The organism is Sphingobium sp. LF-16 (genome assembly GCF_003711185.1).
In the GTDB taxonomy this organism is placed as follows: domain Bacteria; phylum Pseudomonadota; class Alphaproteobacteria; order Sphingomonadales; family Sphingomonadaceae; genus Sphingobium; species Sphingobium yanoikuyae_A.
In genome coordinates, this window is record NZ_CP029335.1 from 2876198 (window position 1) to 2893783 (window position 17586).

Genomic DNA, 17586 nt, shown 5'->3' on the forward strand with positions numbered 1-17586 from the left:
CCGCCCGGCAACCGAAAGGCGTTGCCCCCAAACGGTCGCCCCCGTGATGGCCGCGTCGCAGCGCCCGGCCTATCCGGTTAATTCCCGGATAAGATTGAAACGGCAGGGAATTTCCCGGCTTGGCAGGCGAGTGATCCGGGCTAGGACAGGGCCATGGCCACCCTGTCCCCCATAAGCGCCCGGCCGCGCCCTTTTCGCCTGGAGGCGCACGCCATCGACTGGCGGCTGGTGGCGCTGCTGCTGGCCTATCCCTTCGCGTTCAAGCTGGCGCATATGGCAGCCAGCCCGTGGGGCGGCGCCCATTTCTTCAGCCTCTGGTATCCCGCTGCCGGCGTGCGGCTGGCGCTGCTGTGGCGGATCGGCGCGCGCTTCACGCCGGTCCTGATCGTCGAGGAATGCGTGATCCAGTTGCTGACCGGCACGATCATATGGGGCGGTCCCGAATTTCTCAACCAGCTGGGCGGGGTGGCGCGCGCGCCCGCCGCCTATGGCCTGATGATCGCGCTGGTGCGCTTCATCGAACGGCGCAGCCGGTCGGAACTGGCGATCGCGCCGATGCCCTTCGGCCTGGCCGCAGTGCTGGCGCCGACGCTGGTGTCCTTCACCGCCGGCTTCTGGGAATGGCTGTGGCCCGGCGTGTCCGGCACCCTGCCCAGCCAGCCGGTCGCCACCACCATCGCCGCCTTCCTGGTCGGCGACCTGCTGGGCGTGCTGCTGGTCGCGCCGCCCCTGCTGTGGATCGGCACGCGCAATGAAGAGGCGCGGCGGCTGATGCAGATCGGGCGCGGCCGCGCGGTCGAGGCGGCCGCCGTCTTCGTCTTTGCCTGGCTGCTCGCCTGGGGTCTGGCGCGGGTCGAACCCCAGATCGCGGTCACGCCGGTGCTGATCGGCGCGATCTGGGTGGGGCTGCGCTGTGGCCGGCTGGGCGCCTGGATTGCGATCATCCTGTCGGCCGCGATCATCCTGCCCTGGTCGGCGCCATTGTCGGCCAGCGCCACCCGCTTCGCGCTGCACATGGGTCTCGCTGCGATGGCGATTGCCACCTATCTGGCCGGCAGCTTTGCCGAGGCGCAGATCCGCGCCCGCGAGGATATCGCCCGGCGCGACCGCATCCTGTTCCAGGCCGAGCGGCTGAAGACACTGCGCGCCATGTCGGTGGCAATCATTCACGAGATCAGCCAGCCGCTGTCGACGCTGGCGATCGAGACCCGGCATCTGTCCGCCCTGTCGCGCGATCCGCAGCCCGACCTGGCGGAGATGCGCGAGAGCATCGAGCTGGTCGATCGCAAGGCGGCTTTGCTGGCCGACATGGTGCGACGGCTGCGCAGCTTTGGCGGGCGCGCGGTCGACGAACCATCGCCGATCATCGTCGGCCAGATGCTGCGCGACTGTGCCGGCATGGTCGGCGGCGAGGCGCGCAGCCTGGGCTGCGCCATCAGCCTGCCGCCGATGGATGCGCGCTTGCAGGTCACCGGGCATGAGATCGAACTGACACAGATATTGCTCAACCTGCTGCGCAACGCGATGCTGGCGGCGCCCGGATCGACCATCGAAATCGCCGTGGAAAGCCGGGCCGATCAGGTGACGATCCATGTCGCCAACCCGGTCCCGTCCCCCACCCCCGACTATGGCGGCATGGGCATCGGCCTGCTGGTGGCGCGCGCCATCGCCGACGCCCATGGCGGCACGCTGACCCGCGACATCGCGCAGGGCCGCGCGCGTGCCAGCCTGTCCCTGCCCCGCACGGAGCCCAGCCATGACTGACCCGGCCGATCCCGCCATCATCCATGTGGTCGATGACGACCCTGATCTGGGCCGGGCGGTGGCGCGGCTGCTGGGCCGGCATGGCTATCGCACCCAGGCGTTCGACACGCCCCGCGCGATGCTGCGCGCCCAGGCCGACGAGCCGGCCCATTGCCTGGTCACCGACGTGATGATGGCGGACATGGACGGCTTTGCCTTTGCCGAGCGGATGCGGGCGCAGGATCCGGCGGTGGCGATCATCTTCATGACCGCCTGGCCGACCACCAGCAGCGCGGTGGATTCGGTGCGCCGCTATGGCGGGCTCGACTATCTGGAAAAGCCGATCGACGAGGGCCGGCTGCTGGCGGCCGTGGCTGAGGGCGCGCGCTGGAGCCGGCAGCGACGCGGAGCGCTGGCCCGGCTGGCGCCGCTGACCCCGCGCGAGCGCGAGGTGCTGCACTGCCTGGCCCAGGGGATGAGCAACAAGATGGTCGCCGCCGCCCTGTCGCTGAGCCCCAAGACGATCGAGGATCATCGCGCCGCGATCGTCGCCAAGACCGGCGCCAGCAGCCCCGCCGCCCTGATCGCCCTGGTGCGGGAGGCGAGCGGCACCGAGGGCTAGATTGTCTTGTTGTGCGCGGCGATGGTCGGGCTATCTAGGCCGATGATCGATCCCCGCGCGCTTCGCACCTTCCTCGCCGTCTGCCGTGCCAATTCGATCAGCGGCGGCGCGCGGCTGCTCAACATCTCCCAGCCATCGGTGTCCAATGCGATCGCGCAACTGGAACAGTCGGTCGGCGCGGCCCTGTTCGCCCGGTCGCGCAGCGGCATCAGCCTGACGCCGGAGGGCGAAGTGCTGCTGCGCCGGGCGGAGGCGGTCGACAGCCTGATCAGCGGCGCGGAGGAGGAATTGCGACTGGCGCGCGCGGGCGTGACCGGGCCGCTGCGCGTCGGCGGCACGCCGGGCGCCCTCGTCAGCCTGCTGCCCGACGCGGTGCGCCGGCTGGAGGACAAGATGGGTCATTTCGCGCTGCATGCGGTGGAGCGGCCCGACCATGACCTGGCCGACATGCTGCACCGGGGCGAGATCGAGCTGGCCTTCGTCACCACGGGGCTGGAGGAACCGCCCGAGGGGATCGAGGAAATCACCTTCGCGCAGGATCCGTTCGCGCTGGTCGTGGGGCGCCGCAACGACCATCTGCCGGCCGAGGTGTCGCTGCGCGACATGATGGCCAAGCGCTGGGTGCTGCCGGAGGCGCGGGGCGCCTTTCGCCGGCAGATCGACGCGCTGTTCATGGCGGCGGGCGTGCCGGTGCCGCAGGATGTGATCCGGTGCGATTCGCTGCTGACGACCAAGGCGATGGTGCGGAACAGCAGCCGGCTGACCATATTGCCCATGAAGGTGGCGGCGGCCGAACTGTCGATCGGCGTGCTGCGCGCGATCGCGATCCGCGAAGCGACCTTCCAGCGCAGCATCGGCATCCGCAAGCTGAAGGATGCGCGCCTGTCGCGGCTGGGCGAGGCGCTGCTGGACATCATGATCCATAGCTCCAAGCTATGACGTTCCCAAAAATCATTATTATTCTTGCGTATAAATTCGGCGCATAAGGGCATTCAACAAGAGACCAAGGGAGAGCCCTCGTGCGGCAGCTGATCCGCGATATTGCGATTTTCGACGGGACCGGCAGTGCGCCCTTCCCCGGCGCGGTCATGATCGAGGGCGATCGCATCGCCGCCATCCTGCGCGACGAAGCCGCGATCGACGCGGCGCAGGCCGACATGGTGATCGACGGCCAGGGCGCGACGCTGATGCCCGGCATGATCGACGCCCATACCCATCTGACATGGGGCAGCTCGGTCGAGAAAATCTATCATCAGTTCATCCTGCCGCCCGAGGAGCTGAAGGTCGCCGCCTGGCGCAATGCCCGCGTGCTGCTCGACCATGGCTATACCAGCCTCTATTCGGCCGGCGCGCTGGGCGACCAGATCGAACCGGAACTGGCCCGCGCCATAGCGGCCGGCGAAACCCCCGGCCCGCGCCTGGTGCCCTCCACGCTGGAGCGCAGCCCGGAAGGCGAGGAAGGGGTCGAAACCGGCGATGTCTTCAACGGGCGGGGGCCCGAAGCAATGCGCGCCTTCGTCGCCTATTGCGCGGCGGAGGGCGTCAAGTCGCTCAAGCTGGTGATTTCGGGCGAGGATGCGCTCAAGCCCGGATCGTCGCAGGACATTCTCTATACCGACGAAGAGATGATCGCGGCCGGCGAGGCGGCGAAGGACGCGGGCCTGTGGATCGCCACCCATGCCTATAGCCCGCGCGCCATCAATCTGGCGCTCGAAGCCGGCGCCCGCATCCTCTATCATTGCTCCTTCGCCGACGATGCAGCGGTCGACGCCATGGCGGCGAAGAAGGACGCCATCTTCTACGCCCCCGGCCCCGGCGTATCGGTCGCCGCGCTGGAGGCCAATCCGCCGCCCCATATCAATATGGCGTCGATGAAGGCGAGCGCGGCCGAGCGGCTGGAACTGGAAAAGACATTGGTGCCCAAATTGAAGGCGCGCGGCGTGCGTGTCCTGCCCGGCGGCGACTATGGCTTCCCCTTCAATCCCCATGGCCGCAACGCCCGCGACCTGGAGCATTTCGTCACCTATTATGGCTTCACCCCGGCCGAGGCGCTGCATGCCGCCACCATGCTGGGCGGCGAGCTGATGGACCAGCCCGTGGGCCAGGTGAAGCCGGGCTATCTCGCCGACCTGCTGCTGGTCGAGGGTGATCCGACGACGGACGTCCGCCTGCTGCAGGATGCGGCCAATATCAAGATGATCATGCTGGGCGGGCGGATGCACAAATCCCCCGTGCCCGAGCCCCTGACGGTCTGACCGGAAAGACGCTTTCATGTTCGACGTTGCGATCATCGGCTGCGGGCCGGTGGGGGCCTTTGCGGCCAATTTACTTGGGAAGGCGGGCGTCTCGGTCCTGGTGATCGAGCGCGAGGCCAACCCCTATCCCCTGCCCCGCGCGGTCCATCTGGACCATGAGATGATGCGCCTGTTCCAGTCGGCCGGCGTCATCGACCGGGTCGCCCCGGACATGCGCGATACCGAGGGGCATCTGCATGTCGGCGCCGATCATGGCGTGATCCGCTACATGGGCACGGTCGGCCGCCCCCGCCCCTTTAGCTGGTCCAACGACTATTTCTTCTACCAGCCCGAACTGGAAGACCATCTGCGCGATGCGCTGGACGTCTATCCCAATGTCGAGCTGTCGCTGGGCACCGCGTTCGAGGCGCTGGCGCAGGACGAGGACGGCATCACGCTGACGCTGCGGTCGGACGCTGGCGAGGAACAGGTCCGCGCCCGCTATGTCATCGCCTGCGACGGCGCGCGCAGCGCGGTGCGCAAGGCGCTCGACATCGGCCTGGATGATCTGGATTTCGAGGAACCCTGGCTGGTGGTCGATGCCGAGGTCGATGGCCCGGTCCGCTTCCCCGACCTGTGGGGCGTGCCGCAAGCGGCCGACCTGCAGAAATTGTCGGTGATGATGTGCGATCCCAAACGCCCGGCGACCATAGTGCCGGGGCGCGGCAATCACCGTCGTTGGGAGTTCATGCTGCTGCCCGGCGAAGACGACCAGGCGATGATGCAGCCCGATGCGGTGGCTGCGCTGGTCGCCCCCTATCTTGACGGCGTGCCGCACAGGATCGTGCGCGCGGCTACCTATCGTTTCCATGGACTGATCGCCGAGCGGTGGCGGCAGGGCGGCGTCTTCCTGGCCGGCGATGCCGCGCACCAGACGCCGCCCTTTTTCGGCCAGGGCATGTGCCATGGCCTGCGCGACGCCGCGAACCTGGCGTGGAAGCTGGAACTGGTGCTGGCGGGCAAGGCGCCCGAAAGCCTGCTCGACAGCTATCAGCCCGAGCGCGATCCCCATGTCCGCGCCGTCATCTCCGCCGCCGTGGGCGCGGGCCGCTATATCTGCGTGCTCGATCCCGACGCCGCGGCCGCGCGCGACCATCAGCTGCGCGAAGCCGCCAAGGGCGCCCAGAGCGGCACCGCTGCCGACCTGATCCCCGCCATCGCCACCGGCATCATCGCCACCGGAACGCCGGGTGCGGGCGAACGCTTCATCCAGCCGCGTGTCGGCGACCGGCTGCTGGACGATGTGACCGGCGATGGCTGGCGCCTGTTCACCCGCCAGCCGGTTGTCGGCGGTGACGTGACCGTGATCGATGTCGCGGACCTGGGCGATGACGGCCATATCGCCGACTGGCTCGATGCGCGCGGCGTCGAGGCGGTGCTGGTCCGCCCCGACCATTATGTCTTCGGCACCGGCAAGCCCGCAGAGCTGATCGCCCGGCGCGACGCGCTGATCGCCGGCACCGCCCGGCAGGAGATTGCGGCATGACCCTCTCGCTCGCGCAGGCCCGTGCCATCATCGACGCCGCACTCGCCAAGGCACGCGCCGATGGTGCCCAGCCGCTGGCCGTCATCATACTCGACGCCGGCGCCCATCCGGTCGCCTTTGCCCGCGAAGAGGGCGCCAGCCTGTTCCGTTTCGACATCGCGAAGGCCAAAGCCTCGGGTGCGCTGGGGATGGGCGCGGATACGCGGGTGCTGGCCACCCGCGCCGCGTCCAACCCTGTCTTTTTCCAGAGCATCGCAGCGGCCACCGGCCAGATGGCCTTCTCACCCGGCGGCGTGCTGATCCGCGATGCGGACTGCGCGCTGATCGGCGCGGTCGGCATCAGCGGCGACACCGGCGAGTGCGACGAGGCCTGCGCCATCGCCGGCATTGACGCCGCCGGACTTTTCCACGGAGACAGAAAATGAAGCTGCGCAGCATCGAACTGGCGCTGCCCCATGCGGGTGAGGCCGCTGCCTTCCTGACCGACATCTGGGGCATGGCCCCGGCGGCGATCGAAGGCGAAACCCATTATCTGCGCGGATCGGGCAGCTATCCCTATCTGGTGGCGCTGACGGAATCGGCGGACGCCTATGTGCGCTCGACGACCTTCGTCTGCACCGCCGACCGGCTGGAACAGTTGAAGCGCAGCGTCACCGCCGCCGGCCTGCCCGCGACACCCACCGTGTCGGAAGATTTGGGCGGCGGCCATGGCATCATCGTTGAATTGGCCGAGGGCGAATTGCTGCGCTTCCTGGTCGATGCCGAGGAGGTCGCGCCGATCGCGGGCACCGACCTGCCGGTCAAGCTGACCCATGTCGTCTTCAACAGCGCCGACGCGGAGGCAACCGGCCATCTGGTCGAGCAGGCGCTGGGCTTTCGCGTCTCGGACCGGACCAAGGGCATGGTGTTCGTGCGCTGCAATGACTCGCACCATTCGACCGCCTTTGCCCGCGCCGGCTTTTCCAGCCTCAACCATATCGCCTTCGAAATGGCGGACATGGACGCGGTGATGCGCGGCATCGGCCGGTTGCGCGACCATGGCATGGTGCCCGCCTGGGGGCCGGGCCGCCATGGTCCGGGCGCCAATATCTTTGCTTATTTCATCGCCCCCTTTGGCCCGGTGATCGAATTTTCGACCGCCGTGGAAAAGGTGGCCGAGGATTATCAGCCCGGCGCGCCAGAGGACTGGACCTGGCCCGAGGGCCGGATCGACCAGTGGGGCATGTCCGACAAGGATTTCGCCGGCCTGCGCGCCGCCGAAGAGAAATTCCGCCATCGCCGCGACTGGGATGCCCGGCCGCTGGACCTGATCAACGAGGAACAAGCCTGATGCGCTATGTCAGTTTCCGCCGTCCCGACGGCACCCCCAGCTTCGGCCGGATCGAGGGCGAGACGATCGTCGAGCTGGCGACCGATGTCGCGCCGAGCCTCAAGGCCGCGCTGACCGACGGCAGCCTGTCGGGTCTGGCCGACGGCGCATCCTATGCCGCCGCCGATGTCGTGCTGCTGCCGGTGATCCCCGATCCCGCCAAGATCCTGTGTGTCGGCCTCAACTATGCCGAGCATGTCAAGGAAACCGGCCGCGAGCAGAAGGCGCATCCGGCGATCTTCGTGCGCTATGCCGACAGCCTGATCGCCGATGGCCAGCCGATGGTGAAGCCGGCCGTGACCGAGCGGTTCGACTATGAGGGCGAACTGGCTCTGGTGATCGGCAAGCCCGCGCACAAGGTCGCGGCCGCCGACGCCTGGGACTATGTCGCCGGCTACGCCGCCTTCAACGATGGCAGCGCGCGCGACTGGCAGCGCCACAATATCCAGTTCACGCCGGGCAAGACCTTTCCCGGCACCGGCGGCTTCGGCCCGGCGCTGGTGACGCCCGACGAGATTGACGATCTGGCCGCGCTGCGCGTCCAGACCCGCCTCAATGGCGAACTGGTGCAGGACCAGCCGGTCAGCGACATGATCTGGGATATTCCCACGGTCATCGAATATGTGACCGCCTTCACGCCCTTGAGCCCCGGCGACGTGATCGCCACCGGCACGCCCGGCGGCGTCGGCGATAAGCGCACCCCGCCGCTCTACATGAAGGCCGGCGACAAGGTCGAAGTGACCATCGGCACCATCGGCACGCTCAGCAACCGCATCATCGACGAACAATAACAATCATCAACCCGCATACCGGGGGAGGACAGACCATGCGTAACATCCAAATCACCATTGCGGCCCTCGCCAGCGCGAGCGCCATCGCGATCACCGCGCCGGCCTTCGCACAGGACGCACCCGCGCCCGAACAGGCGGCCCAGCCGGCGGACAATTCCGACATCATCGTCACCGCCCAGCGCAAGGCGGAGAAGGTGACCGAGGTGCCGATCTCCATCACCGTGGCCAATGCCGCCCAGCTGGAACGGCAGCAGGTCAACACGATGAACGACCTCAACCGCATCGCGCCGAGCCTGGAAATCCAGCAGGCGCCCGGCCAGAATACCGGCGGCGGCGGGTCGATCCGCGGCATAGGCACCCAGACCTTCTCGGCCGGTGCCGTCGCCTCGGTCGGCGTGGTTGTCGACCAGGTGAGCCAGGGCAACGCCAATATCTCCGACCTGTTCGACGTCAGCCGGATCGAAGTGCTGAAGGGACCACAGGGCACCTTGTTCGGCCTCACCACATCGGCCGGCGTCATCAACATCACCACCAATGCGCCCGATCCGACCGGCTTTGCCGCTCGCGTCCGTACCGAATTGTCCGACGCCGGCACGCTGGGGTCGAAGTTCGGCAACCAGATCGTGCAGGGCATGGTCAACATCCCGCTGGCGACCAACGCCGCGATCCGCCTGTCGGGCGTCGCCAATTTCCGCCAGGGGCCGAACCGCAATGCCAGCACCGGCGACTATAATGATACCGATCGCTACGGCATTCGCGGCCGCTTCCTGTGGGAGCCGACCGACCGCCTGACCGTCAATGTCATCGGCGACTATACCAAGAGCCGGATCGAGAATGGCGGCGACTTCTTCACCTTCGTCAAGACCAGCGGTCCGGGCACGGCGCTGGGCGGCCTGCTCGCCGACACCACCGGCATCACCGCCCGGCTTGCCAGCTGTGGCGTGACGCCGGGCGAAGGCAATCGCGACTATTGCAGCGATGACAGCTATGTCGGCCATACCGAAAATTATGGCGGATCGCTGCAGGTCGATTATGAGGCCGATCCCTTCACCCTCACCTCCATCACCGCCTATCGCAAGTCGAACGAGACCGGCTATGGCGCGGCGACCAACGTGTTCCGCGGCGATCCGCTGGAATTGCAGGTCGCCAATGGCCCGACCAACCGGCGCCTGAGCCTCTTCACCCAGGAATTGCGCGTCAGCTCGCCTGCCGACCAGTTCCTGGAATATACTGCCGGCGTCTTCTATTCGAACCAGAAGCAGACCCGCGATCCCGAAACGCTGGCGGTGTCGGTCGTGCCCTTCCCCGGCCTCGTCATCCCGATCGTGCGCAACCCCGGCGCCGACATCGACATTCAGGATGAATCGCTCGCCGTGTTCGGCCAGGGCACCTTCCATTTGTCGCCCGCACTGCGGCTGATCGCCGGCGGTCGCTACACCACCGACCGCCTGTCGATGGACCGCTACGACTATTTCACCCCCACCGATCCGTTCAGCCGCACCGTGCTGGACGTCCAGAAATTCTCCTGGCGCCTGGGCGCGCAATATGACCTGGCCAACGACACCATGGTCTATGCGACCGCCTCGCGCGGGTTCAAGGGCGGGCAGATCGCCATCCCCTCGGCGCCGGCCAAGCCCTTCGTCGTGCAGCCGGAAATCCCGACCGCCTATGAACTGGGCCTCAAGAGCACCTTGTTCGGCGGCTGGGTCGCGGACCTCAATGTCTTCTACAGCAAGATCAAGAATTTCCAGGCGCAGCAGTGCACGGTGGACAGCACCGCGGTCATCTCCTGCGTCCAGACCAACATCAATGGCGTGAAGTCGCGCGGCGCGGAAATCAACTTCTTCGGCAAGGTCTTCGATGGCCTGTCGCTCAACACCGGCTTCATCTATGCCAAGGCGACCTATCCGGGCGGCTTCATCGGCACCGATGGCACCAATATCGGCGGCAGCCAGCTTGCCTATGCGCCCAAGTACAAGTTCACTTTGTCGGGCGAATATGAAGCGCCGGTCACGAGCCGCCTGAAGGGCTTCCTGGCGGCGGATACGGTGTGGAAGTCGAAGGTGCGCTACGAAGCCAATTCGAACGACGAAACCACCTTCCGGTCGCACTGGCTGGTCGGCGGCCGCATCGGCCTGCGCACCGATGACGATCGCTACAGCGTCGCGATCTTCGGTCGCAACCTGTTCAACGTGCATGAGCCTTCGCTGATGCAGAGCGACTTCCCCTACACCACCGACCAGGGCGAGCAGAATATCGGCGCCATCTATGGCCCGCAGTCCTTCCGCCAGATCGGCATCAGCCTGGACGCAAAATTCTGATCCTCCTGAGGCGGGGCGCCGCTGGTGGCGTCCCGTCTTTTTTCCTAATCCTTCTGGCCAGAGGGGACATATGAAGCCGATCAGGGACGCCATCACCGCACTGGGCACCGATCTGGGACCGGACATACTCGGCCAGTGCCGGGCGCTGTTCGATGCCGAGCAGATGGCGCTGGCGGCGGCGGTTCCGGTGACGCAGGCCGACATCGCCTATGGCCCGGATGCCCGCCACCGGCTCGACCTCTATGCCCCCAAGGGTGATGCCCCTGCCCCCATTCTGGTCTTCGTCCATGGCGGCGGTTTCCTGAAAGGCGACAAGGGCAGCGCCGACGCCTGGCCCAATGCCAATGTCGGCCGGATGGCGGCGCAGGCCGGGTTCCTGGGCGTCGTCATCAATTATCGCCTTGCCCCCGACCATGGCTGGCCGGCGGGGTCCGAGGATGTCGCGGCGGTCGTCGGCTGGCTCAAGGATCATGCCGCCGAACATGGCGGCGATGCCGATCGCATCGTCCTGATGGGCACATCGGCCGGCGCGGTCCATGTCGCGGGCTATCTGAAACTTGCCGGATCGGACGCCGTGCGCGCCGCCGTGCTGCTGTCGGGTCTTTATGGCTATACCCCGCTCGATCCGCGCGACACGCTCTATTATGGCGATGCTTCATTTTATCCCGACCGCATGCCGCTGGAGGCCGTTGCCGCAACCGATCTGCCGCTGCTGATCGCCTGCGCCGAGTTCGACCCGCCCCGCTTCCAGGCCGAGTTTCTGAGGCTGTTGCAGGACCGGCTCGCCCGCCATGGCGCCATGCCGCGCGCCTTCATCCAGTCGGGCCATAATCATTATAGCATGGCCATGCATCTGGGCACCGCCGACCGGCGGCTGTTGCAAGAAATCTGCGCCTTTGTGCGCGAAACCACTGCCTGACAATTATAATAGGAGAGACGGAACATGCTGGATCGCCGCACCCTTCTGGCTACCGGCGCCGCGCTGATGGCCGCCCCTGCCATCGCCGCGCGCAAGAGCGCCACCCCCAATTTCCCCAAGGGCTTCTACTGGGGCGCGGCCACTGCGCCGCATCAGGTCGAGGGCAATAATATCGCCAGCGACCTGTGGTTCGTGGAGAATCAGCAGCCGACCGTCTTTGCCCAGCCTTCGGGCGACGCCTGCAACAGCTTCGCGCTGTGGGAAACCGACCTCGATCTGGTCAAGGCCATGGGCCTCAACGCCTATCGCTTCGGCATCGAATGGGCACGGATCGAGCCGGAAAAGGGCCTCTTCTCCCAGGCGATGCTCGATCATTACAAGGCGGTGATCGACGGTTGCCATGCCCGCGGCCTGGCCCCCATCGTCACCTTCAGCCATTTCACCGCGCCGCGCTGGTTCAGCGCGCAGGGCGGCTGGACCAACCCGGAAAGCGCGCAGCTTTTCGCCCGCTATTGCGACAAGGCGATGCGCGCGCTGGGCCAGGGCATCGCCAGCGCCATCACCCTCAACGAGCCCAATATCCTGCTGTTGCTCAAGCCCATGCTGCCGCCGCAGGTGTGGGACATCCAGAAACTGACGCTGGAAACCGCCGCCAAGCGGCTGGGCGTGCCCAAATATGTCTGCGCCAATGTCGCCGGCTTCGACGATCTGCCCGCGCTCCAGACCGGGCTGGAAGCCGCGCACAAGGCCGGCAAGGCCGCGATCAAGGCGGTGCGCGGCGACCTGCCGGTCGGCTTCTCGCTGGCGCTGATGGATGATCAGGCGGTCGGCGCCCATTCGGTGCGCGATACCATGCGCAAGCAGCTTTACGGCAACTGGCTGGAGATTGCGAAGGCCGACGATTTCATCGGCGTCCAGAATTACGAGCGCGCCCTGTGGGGCGACAAGGGCCGCCTGCCCGCGCCCAAGGGATCGGCCGTCAACTGGTCCGGCACCGAAGTCTGGGCGCCCTCGCTCGGCGGCGCGGTGCGCTTTGCCCATGAAGCGACCGGCGTGCCGATCCTGGTGTCCGAACATGGCGTGGGCAGCGACGATGATGCGGTCCGCGCGAAGTTCATTCCCGAAGCGCTGGCGGGGCTCAAGGCCGCGATCGACGATGGCGTGCCGGTGCTGGGCTATTGCCACTGGTCGCTGCTCGACAATTTCGAATGGATCTTCGGCTACAAGCCCAAATTCGGCCTGCACAGCGTCGATCCGGTGACCTTCGCCCGCACGGCCAAGCCCAGCGCCGCCGTCTATGGCGCGATCGCCCGCCGCAACGCGCTCTGAAGGGGAGGCCTGCCATGAAGCGCCTTGTCCTCCTGCCGCTGCTGCTGGCCTCGCCCGCCATCGCGCAGATGCCGACGCCCGTGCCGGCGCAGGCTCCGGCCGAGCCCAATGCCATCCCGCTCTATCCTGATCTGAAGGCGCCCAAGGGATCGGCCGAGAATTGGGTGCGTTTCGGCGACGACCTCGCCGTGCGCAACGTCACCGTGCCGACCATTACGCCGGTCCTGCCCGATCCGGCGAAGGCGACCGGCGCGGCGGTGATCGTCGCGCCCGGCGGCGCCTTCATGCTGCTGGCGATGGATCATGAGGGCTGGAATGTCGCGCGCTGGCTGGCCGATCATGGCGTCGCGGCCTTCGTCCTCAAATATCGGCTGAACCAGACCCCGGCCGACACCGCCGAGGCATCCGCCTATATGGGCAAGCGCATGGCGGATTCGCTGCGCGATCCCAACGTCCCGCCAACGATCAGCGAGCCGCGCGCCACACTGGATGCACTAGCCGCACTCAAACTGGTCCGCGCAAACTCGAGCAAATGGGGCGTAGATCCGAACAGGGTCGGCATGATCGGCTTTTCCGCCGGCGCCATGACCGTCATGAACGCCACGCTGGAGGGCAAGGGCGCGGATCGCCCGTCCTTCATCGGCTATGTCTATGGCCCGATGCTGCCGCGCGATGTCCCCGCCGACGCGCCGCCGATGTTCGCGGCGATCGCCAATGACGACAGCCTGTTCCCCAATCCCTCCTATGCGCTGGTGGAAAGCTGGCGCCGGGCGCATGTGCCGGTCGAACTCCACGCCTATGAACGCGGCGATCATGGGTTCGGCATGGGCAAGCCGGGCACGACGACCATGGGCCTGCTGCCGCAATTTCTGAGCTGGATGGACATGCGCGGCCTGCTTACGAAGGCGGGACAATGACCGGCACCGTCTCGATCCGGCGGGAGGCGGCGATCAGCGTCGGCATCAATGGCGCGTTGAGCCTGGCCTTCTTCCTCGCTGTGTTCGGCACTCAGCCGCGCCTGCTGGCCTGGGCGACGCCCGATCGACTGGCGCTGGATTTCGTGCCGCAGAGCATTGCCGTTGCGCTCATGAGCGCGCTCGTCCCGGCGCTGATCGCGCGCAGACGGGTGGGTGGCGCCCTGCGTCCGATCCTGCTGCGCGCCGCCGGCTTTGCGCTGGCCGGCGCCGCGCTGGGCGGGTTGCTTGCACTCGCGACCGGTGGCCTGCCGCCGATCGGCTGGAGCGCCGCGCTGGCCATCAAGATTGCCTATGGCGGCGCGCTCGGTGCGCTGGTCGCCAGTCTGGCGCTGCGGCGGATGCTGTCATCCGCCCCAATCATCTGAATGAGGATCGCCCCGATGACATTCCGTTCCCTGCGTCTCGCCATGCTGCTGGCCGGCACTGTTCTCGCCATGCCGGCTCAGGCCGACGATCTGGCCGACGGCTTCAACAATCCGCCCCAGTCGGCCCGGCCGCGTGTGTGGTGGCACTGGCTGAACGGCAATGTGACCAAGGACGGGATCGACAAGGATCTCGACTGGCTGGCGCGCATCGGCATTGGCGGGGTGCAGAATTTCGACGCCAATCTGCAGACACCGCAGATCGTCAAGGAACGGCTGGTCTATATGACCGACGGCTGGAAGGACGCCTTCCGCCATGCCGTCCAGACCGCCGATGCCAAGGGGCTGGAATTCGCGATCGCGGCGTCGCCGGGCTGGAGCGAGACTGGCGGCCCCTGGGTCAAGCCGCAGGACGCGATGAAGAAGCTGGTCTGGTCTGAAGTCGAGGTCGAGGGCGGCCAGCGGGTCAAGGGCGCCCTGCCCGCCCCGTCCAATGTGACCGGCGCGTTCCAGAGCGCCAAGTTCAGCGATCCGCTGGCGGGCGACGCGGAGATACCGGACCAGCCGCGCGCCTATGGCGAGGCGCGGGTGCTGGCCTATCCGATTGCAGCGGCACCCTTGCCGACGCCCCGCATCCTTGACGCCAATGGCCAGCCGATCGCGGGCGCCGCCGCGCTGGGCGATAGCGATCTGGAAACCGTGGCCCAGATGGCCAAGGGCGATGCGGCGCATCCCGGCACGCTGATCCTCGATTATGGCAAGCCCGTCACGGTGCGATCGGCCAGCCTGTTCGTGCCTCATGCCCGGCCGCCCTTCGGTGATCCCGCCTATCGCCCGACGATCGAGGCGGAAACGGCGCAGGGCTGGCAGCCGCTCGGCCGCTTCTCGCTGACCGAAGTCGCCTCCACCACCAGCTTTGCGCCCGTCACGGCGCAGCGCTTCCGGCTGGTCCTGTCGCCCAATGATGCCGCCAAGTCGCCGGGCCTGGGCGATGGCGCACCCGGCGCGGTGATGATCGACGTGTTCGGCCGCCCGGCCAGCCCGACCCTGGGCATTGGCGACCTGCGCCTGTCGGCCGAGGCGCGGATCGACCAGTTTGAAGCGAAGGCCGGCTATGCCATCGCATCCGATTATAACCGTCTGAGCATGGGTCCGGCCGATGCACCGGCGATCGATCCGGCCAGGGTCATCGACCTGACCGACCGGCTGCGCCCCGACGGCACGCTCGACTGGACCGCGCCCAAGGGCACGCGCTGGCGCATCGTCCGCATGGGCTGGTCGCTGACCGGCAAGACCAACCATCCCGCCACGCCCGAAGCCACCGGGCTGGAGGTCGACAAATATGATGCGGCCGCCGTGCGCCGCTATCTCGAAACCTATCTCGCCATGTATCGCGATGCGGTCGGCGCCGACTGGATCGGCAGGAAGGGCATCAGCGCGCTGCTGACCGACAGTATCGAGGTGGGCGCGTCCAACTGGACACCGCGCATGGTGGAGGAGTTCAAGGCGCGGCGCGGCTATGATCCCGTCCCCTTCCTGCCGACCCTGACCGGCGCAGTCGTGGGATCGCCCGCGTGCAGCGACGCCTTCCTGCATGATTATCGCCAGACCCTGGCCGACCTGCTGGCCGACGCCCATTATGGCACGGTGGCGCGGGTCGCGCATGAAAATGGCCTGACCGTCTATGGCGAAGCGCTGGAAAATGGCCGGCCGGTGCTGGGCGACGACCTTGCCATGCGATCGCATACCGACGTGCCGATGGCGGCGATGTGGACCTTCAATCGCGGCAGCGCGCCGCGCCCGACGCTGATCGGCGACATGAAGGGCGCGGCGTCGGTCGCCCATATCTATGGACAGAATATCGTGTCGGCCGAAAGCATGACCTCGGCCTTCGCGCCCTGGGCCTTTGCCCCGGCGGACCTCAAGCGCGTGATCGACCTGGAATTCGTGTCCGGCGTCAACCGGCCGATCGTCCACACCTCCGTCCACCAGCCGGTGGATGACAAGGTGCCGGGCCTCAGCCTCATGATCTTCGGCCAATATTTCAACCGCCACGAAAGCTGGGCCAATATGGCCAAGCCCTGGGTCGACTATATGGCGCGCACCGGCTTCCTGTTGCAGCAGGGCCGCGACCATGCCGACATCGCCTATTTCTATGGCGAGGATGCGCCGATCACCGCGCTGTTCGAACATGGCGTGCCGGCCCTGCCCAGCGATTATGCCTATGACTTCGTCAATGCCGAGATTTTGGCGACCAAAGCGTCGGTGCAGGATGGCGACCTGATCGCCGGCAAGGCGCGCTACAAGGCGCTGTATCTGGGCGGATCGAGCAAGGTGATGACGCTCGCCACGCTGCAGCGCATCGCCGCGCTGGTCGAGGCTGGCGCCACCCTGATCGGCACGGCACCCGAACGCGCGCCCGGCCTGCAGGACGATCCCGCCGCCTTCCGCGCGCTGGTGGCGAAACTGTGGAGCGGCAAGCCGGTCGGCAAGGGCAAGGTAATCGCCAGCGCCGATATCGACGCCGCGCTCGCCGGCACGGGCATCGGCGCCGATTTCCGTGTCACCGGCAGCGGCGATGCCGGTGCCTATCGCTTCCTCCACCGCGCCCTGCCCGATGGTGACCTCTATTATGTGACCAATGGCAAGGCGCAGGCCGAGCATGTCGAAGCGCGTTTCCGCGTCACCGGCCGCCAGCCGGAAATCTGGCGCGCGATCGACGGCAGCGCCGCGCCGCTGTCCTATAGGACCGAGGGCAGCGACACGGTCGTCCCGCTCGATGTCGGGCCGGAGGATGCCTTCTTCATCCTGTTCCGCAAACCGGCGCAGGCCCCCAGCCGGACGATCGCGCCGGTGGCGGTGAAGCCGGTCGCCACCCTGTCGCAGCCCTGGACCGTGCGCTTCCAGCCGGGTCGCGGCGCGCCGGCCGAGATTGCGATGCCCACACTGACGGCGCTCGACAAGAGCAGCGATCCGGGCGTGCGCTATTTCTCGGGCGAGGCGACCTATGCCAGCAGCTTTACGTTGCCCAAGGGCGCCAAAGCCGGCGCACCGCTCTGGCTTGATCTGGGCAGTGTCGGCGATGTCGCGGAGGTGAGGGTCAATGGCCAGGTCGCGGGCACAAGCTGGTTCGCCCCCTATCGCCTCAACGTCGGAAAGCTGGTGAAGCCCCGCCGCAACGCGATCGAAGTGAAGGTCGCGAACCTGTGGGTCAACCGCCTGATCGGCGACCAGCAGCCCGGCGCGGACAAGATCACCTTCACCGCCGCCCCCACCTATCGCCCCAATGCGCCGCTGCGTCCGTCGGGCCTGATCGGGCCGGTCACGCTGTCGGCGGAACAATAAGCAGGGGCCGCGCGGATGCTCGCTTGAA

14 protein-coding genes are annotated in these 17586 nt (G+C 67.2%); all 14 read left to right on the forward strand.

Annotated elements, in window-relative coordinates:
• The first annotated feature begins 153 nt into the window (after positions 1-153).
• Positions 154-1764 (forward strand): HAMP domain-containing sensor histidine kinase, encoded by a 1611-nt coding sequence (locus DIZ22_RS13400; protein WP_122928314.1) that lies wholly within the window; start codon positions 154-156, stop codon positions 1762-1764.
• Positions 1757-2365 carry a response regulator gene (locus tag DIZ22_RS13405; RefSeq protein WP_122928315.1) on the forward strand — a complete coding sequence of 203 codons (609 nt, stop codon included), beginning with the start codon at positions 1757-1759 and terminating at the stop codon, positions 2363-2365. The genes DIZ22_RS13400 and DIZ22_RS13405 overlap by 8 nt, the downstream gene beginning before the upstream one ends.
• A gap of 42 nt (positions 2366-2407) precedes the next feature.
• Positions 2408-3304, forward strand: coding sequence for a LysR family transcriptional regulator (locus DIZ22_RS13410; protein ID WP_010338918.1), 897 nt, complete (start codon positions 2408-2410; stop codon positions 3302-3304).
• A gap of 80 nt (positions 3305-3384) precedes the next feature.
• On the forward strand, positions 3385-4620 hold the full coding sequence (locus tag DIZ22_RS13415; RefSeq protein ID WP_122928316.1) for an amidohydrolase family protein: 1236 nt from the start codon (positions 3385-3387) through the stop codon (positions 4618-4620).
• A 16-nt stretch (positions 4621-4636) separates the two neighbouring features.
• Positions 4637-6145, forward strand: a complete 1509-nt coding sequence (locus DIZ22_RS13420) for a bifunctional 3-(3-hydroxy-phenyl)propionate/3-hydroxycinnamic acid hydroxylase (protein WP_122928317.1) — start codon at positions 4637-4639, stop codon at positions 6143-6145.
• The gene (locus DIZ22_RS13425; protein ID WP_122928318.1) at positions 6142-6570 is read left to right on the forward strand and encodes a heme-binding protein; all 429 of its coding nucleotides are present in this window, start codon (positions 6142-6144) and stop codon (positions 6568-6570) included. The genes DIZ22_RS13420 and DIZ22_RS13425 overlap by 4 nt, the downstream gene beginning before the upstream one ends.
• Positions 6567-7475: a VOC family protein gene (locus tag DIZ22_RS13430; protein WP_122928319.1), complete on the forward strand. Its 909-nt coding sequence runs from the start codon at positions 6567-6569 to the stop codon at positions 7473-7475. The genes DIZ22_RS13425 and DIZ22_RS13430 overlap by 4 nt, the downstream gene beginning before the upstream one ends.
• The gene (locus DIZ22_RS13435) at positions 7475-8305 is read left to right on the forward strand and encodes a fumarylacetoacetate hydrolase family protein (protein ID WP_122928320.1); all 831 of its coding nucleotides are present in this window, start codon (positions 7475-7477) and stop codon (positions 8303-8305) included. The genes DIZ22_RS13430 and DIZ22_RS13435 overlap by 1 nt, the downstream gene beginning before the upstream one ends.
• A gap of 35 nt (positions 8306-8340) precedes the next feature.
• Positions 8341-10626 carry a TonB-dependent receptor gene (locus tag DIZ22_RS13440; RefSeq protein ID WP_122928321.1) on the forward strand — a complete coding sequence of 762 codons (2286 nt, stop codon included), beginning with the start codon at positions 8341-8343 and terminating at the stop codon, positions 10624-10626.
• Between the two features lie 70 nt (positions 10627-10696).
• Complete coding sequence (locus DIZ22_RS13445) at positions 10697-11545, forward strand: alpha/beta hydrolase (protein WP_122928322.1); 849 nt, start codon at positions 10697-10699, stop codon at positions 11543-11545.
• Between the two features lie 24 nt (positions 11546-11569).
• Positions 11570-12874 carry a family 1 glycosylhydrolase gene (locus DIZ22_RS13450; RefSeq protein ID WP_122928323.1) on the forward strand — a complete coding sequence of 435 codons (1305 nt, stop codon included), beginning with the start codon at positions 11570-11572 and terminating at the stop codon, positions 12872-12874.
• 14 nt (positions 12875-12888) lie between these two features.
• Complete coding sequence (locus DIZ22_RS13455; RefSeq protein WP_122928324.1) at positions 12889-13791, forward strand: alpha/beta hydrolase; 903 nt, start codon at positions 12889-12891, stop codon at positions 13789-13791.
• On the forward strand, positions 13788-14216 hold the full coding sequence (locus DIZ22_RS13460; RefSeq protein WP_122928325.1) for a hypothetical protein: 429 nt from the start codon (positions 13788-13790) through the stop codon (positions 14214-14216). Before DIZ22_RS13455 ends, DIZ22_RS13460 begins: the two co-directional genes overlap by 4 nt.
• 15 nt (positions 14217-14231) lie before the next feature.
• Positions 14232-17558, forward strand: a complete 3327-nt coding sequence (locus tag DIZ22_RS13465; protein WP_122928326.1) for a glycosyl hydrolase — start codon at positions 14232-14234, stop codon at positions 17556-17558.
• Positions 17559-17586: the final 28 nt, after the last annotated feature.

Coding starts and splice junctions, on each gene's coding strand:
- DIZ22_RS13400 (WP_122928314.1), top strand. CDS start 154: ATGGCCACCCTGTCCCCCATAAGCGCCCGGCCGCGCCCTTTTCGCCTG.
- DIZ22_RS13405 (WP_122928315.1), top strand. CDS start 1,757: ATGACTGACCCGGCCGATCCCGCCATCATCCATGTGGTCGATGACGAC.
- DIZ22_RS13410 (WP_010338918.1), top strand. CDS start 2,408: ATGATCGATCCCCGCGCGCTTCGCACCTTCCTCGCCGTCTGCCGTGCC.
- DIZ22_RS13420 (WP_122928317.1), top strand. CDS start 4,637: ATGTTCGACGTTGCGATCATCGGCTGCGGGCCGGTGGGGGCCTTTGCG.
- DIZ22_RS13425 (WP_122928318.1), top strand. CDS start 6,142: ATGACCCTCTCGCTCGCGCAGGCCCGTGCCATCATCGACGCCGCACTC.
- DIZ22_RS13430 (WP_122928319.1), top strand. CDS start 6,567: ATGAAGCTGCGCAGCATCGAACTGGCGCTGCCCCATGCGGGTGAGGCC.
- DIZ22_RS13435 (WP_122928320.1), top strand. CDS start 7,475: ATGCGCTATGTCAGTTTCCGCCGTCCCGACGGCACCCCCAGCTTCGGC.
- DIZ22_RS13440 (WP_122928321.1), top strand. CDS start 8,341: ATGCGTAACATCCAAATCACCATTGCGGCCCTCGCCAGCGCGAGCGCC.
- DIZ22_RS13445 (WP_122928322.1), top strand. CDS start 10,697: ATGAAGCCGATCAGGGACGCCATCACCGCACTGGGCACCGATCTGGGA.
- DIZ22_RS13450 (WP_122928323.1), top strand. CDS start 11,570: ATGCTGGATCGCCGCACCCTTCTGGCTACCGGCGCCGCGCTGATGGCC.
- DIZ22_RS13455 (WP_122928324.1), top strand. CDS start 12,889: ATGAAGCGCCTTGTCCTCCTGCCGCTGCTGCTGGCCTCGCCCGCCATC.
- DIZ22_RS13460 (WP_122928325.1), top strand. CDS start 13,788: ATGACCGGCACCGTCTCGATCCGGCGGGAGGCGGCGATCAGCGTCGGC.
- DIZ22_RS13465 (WP_122928326.1), top strand. CDS start 14,232: ATGACATTCCGTTCCCTGCGTCTCGCCATGCTGCTGGCCGGCACTGTT.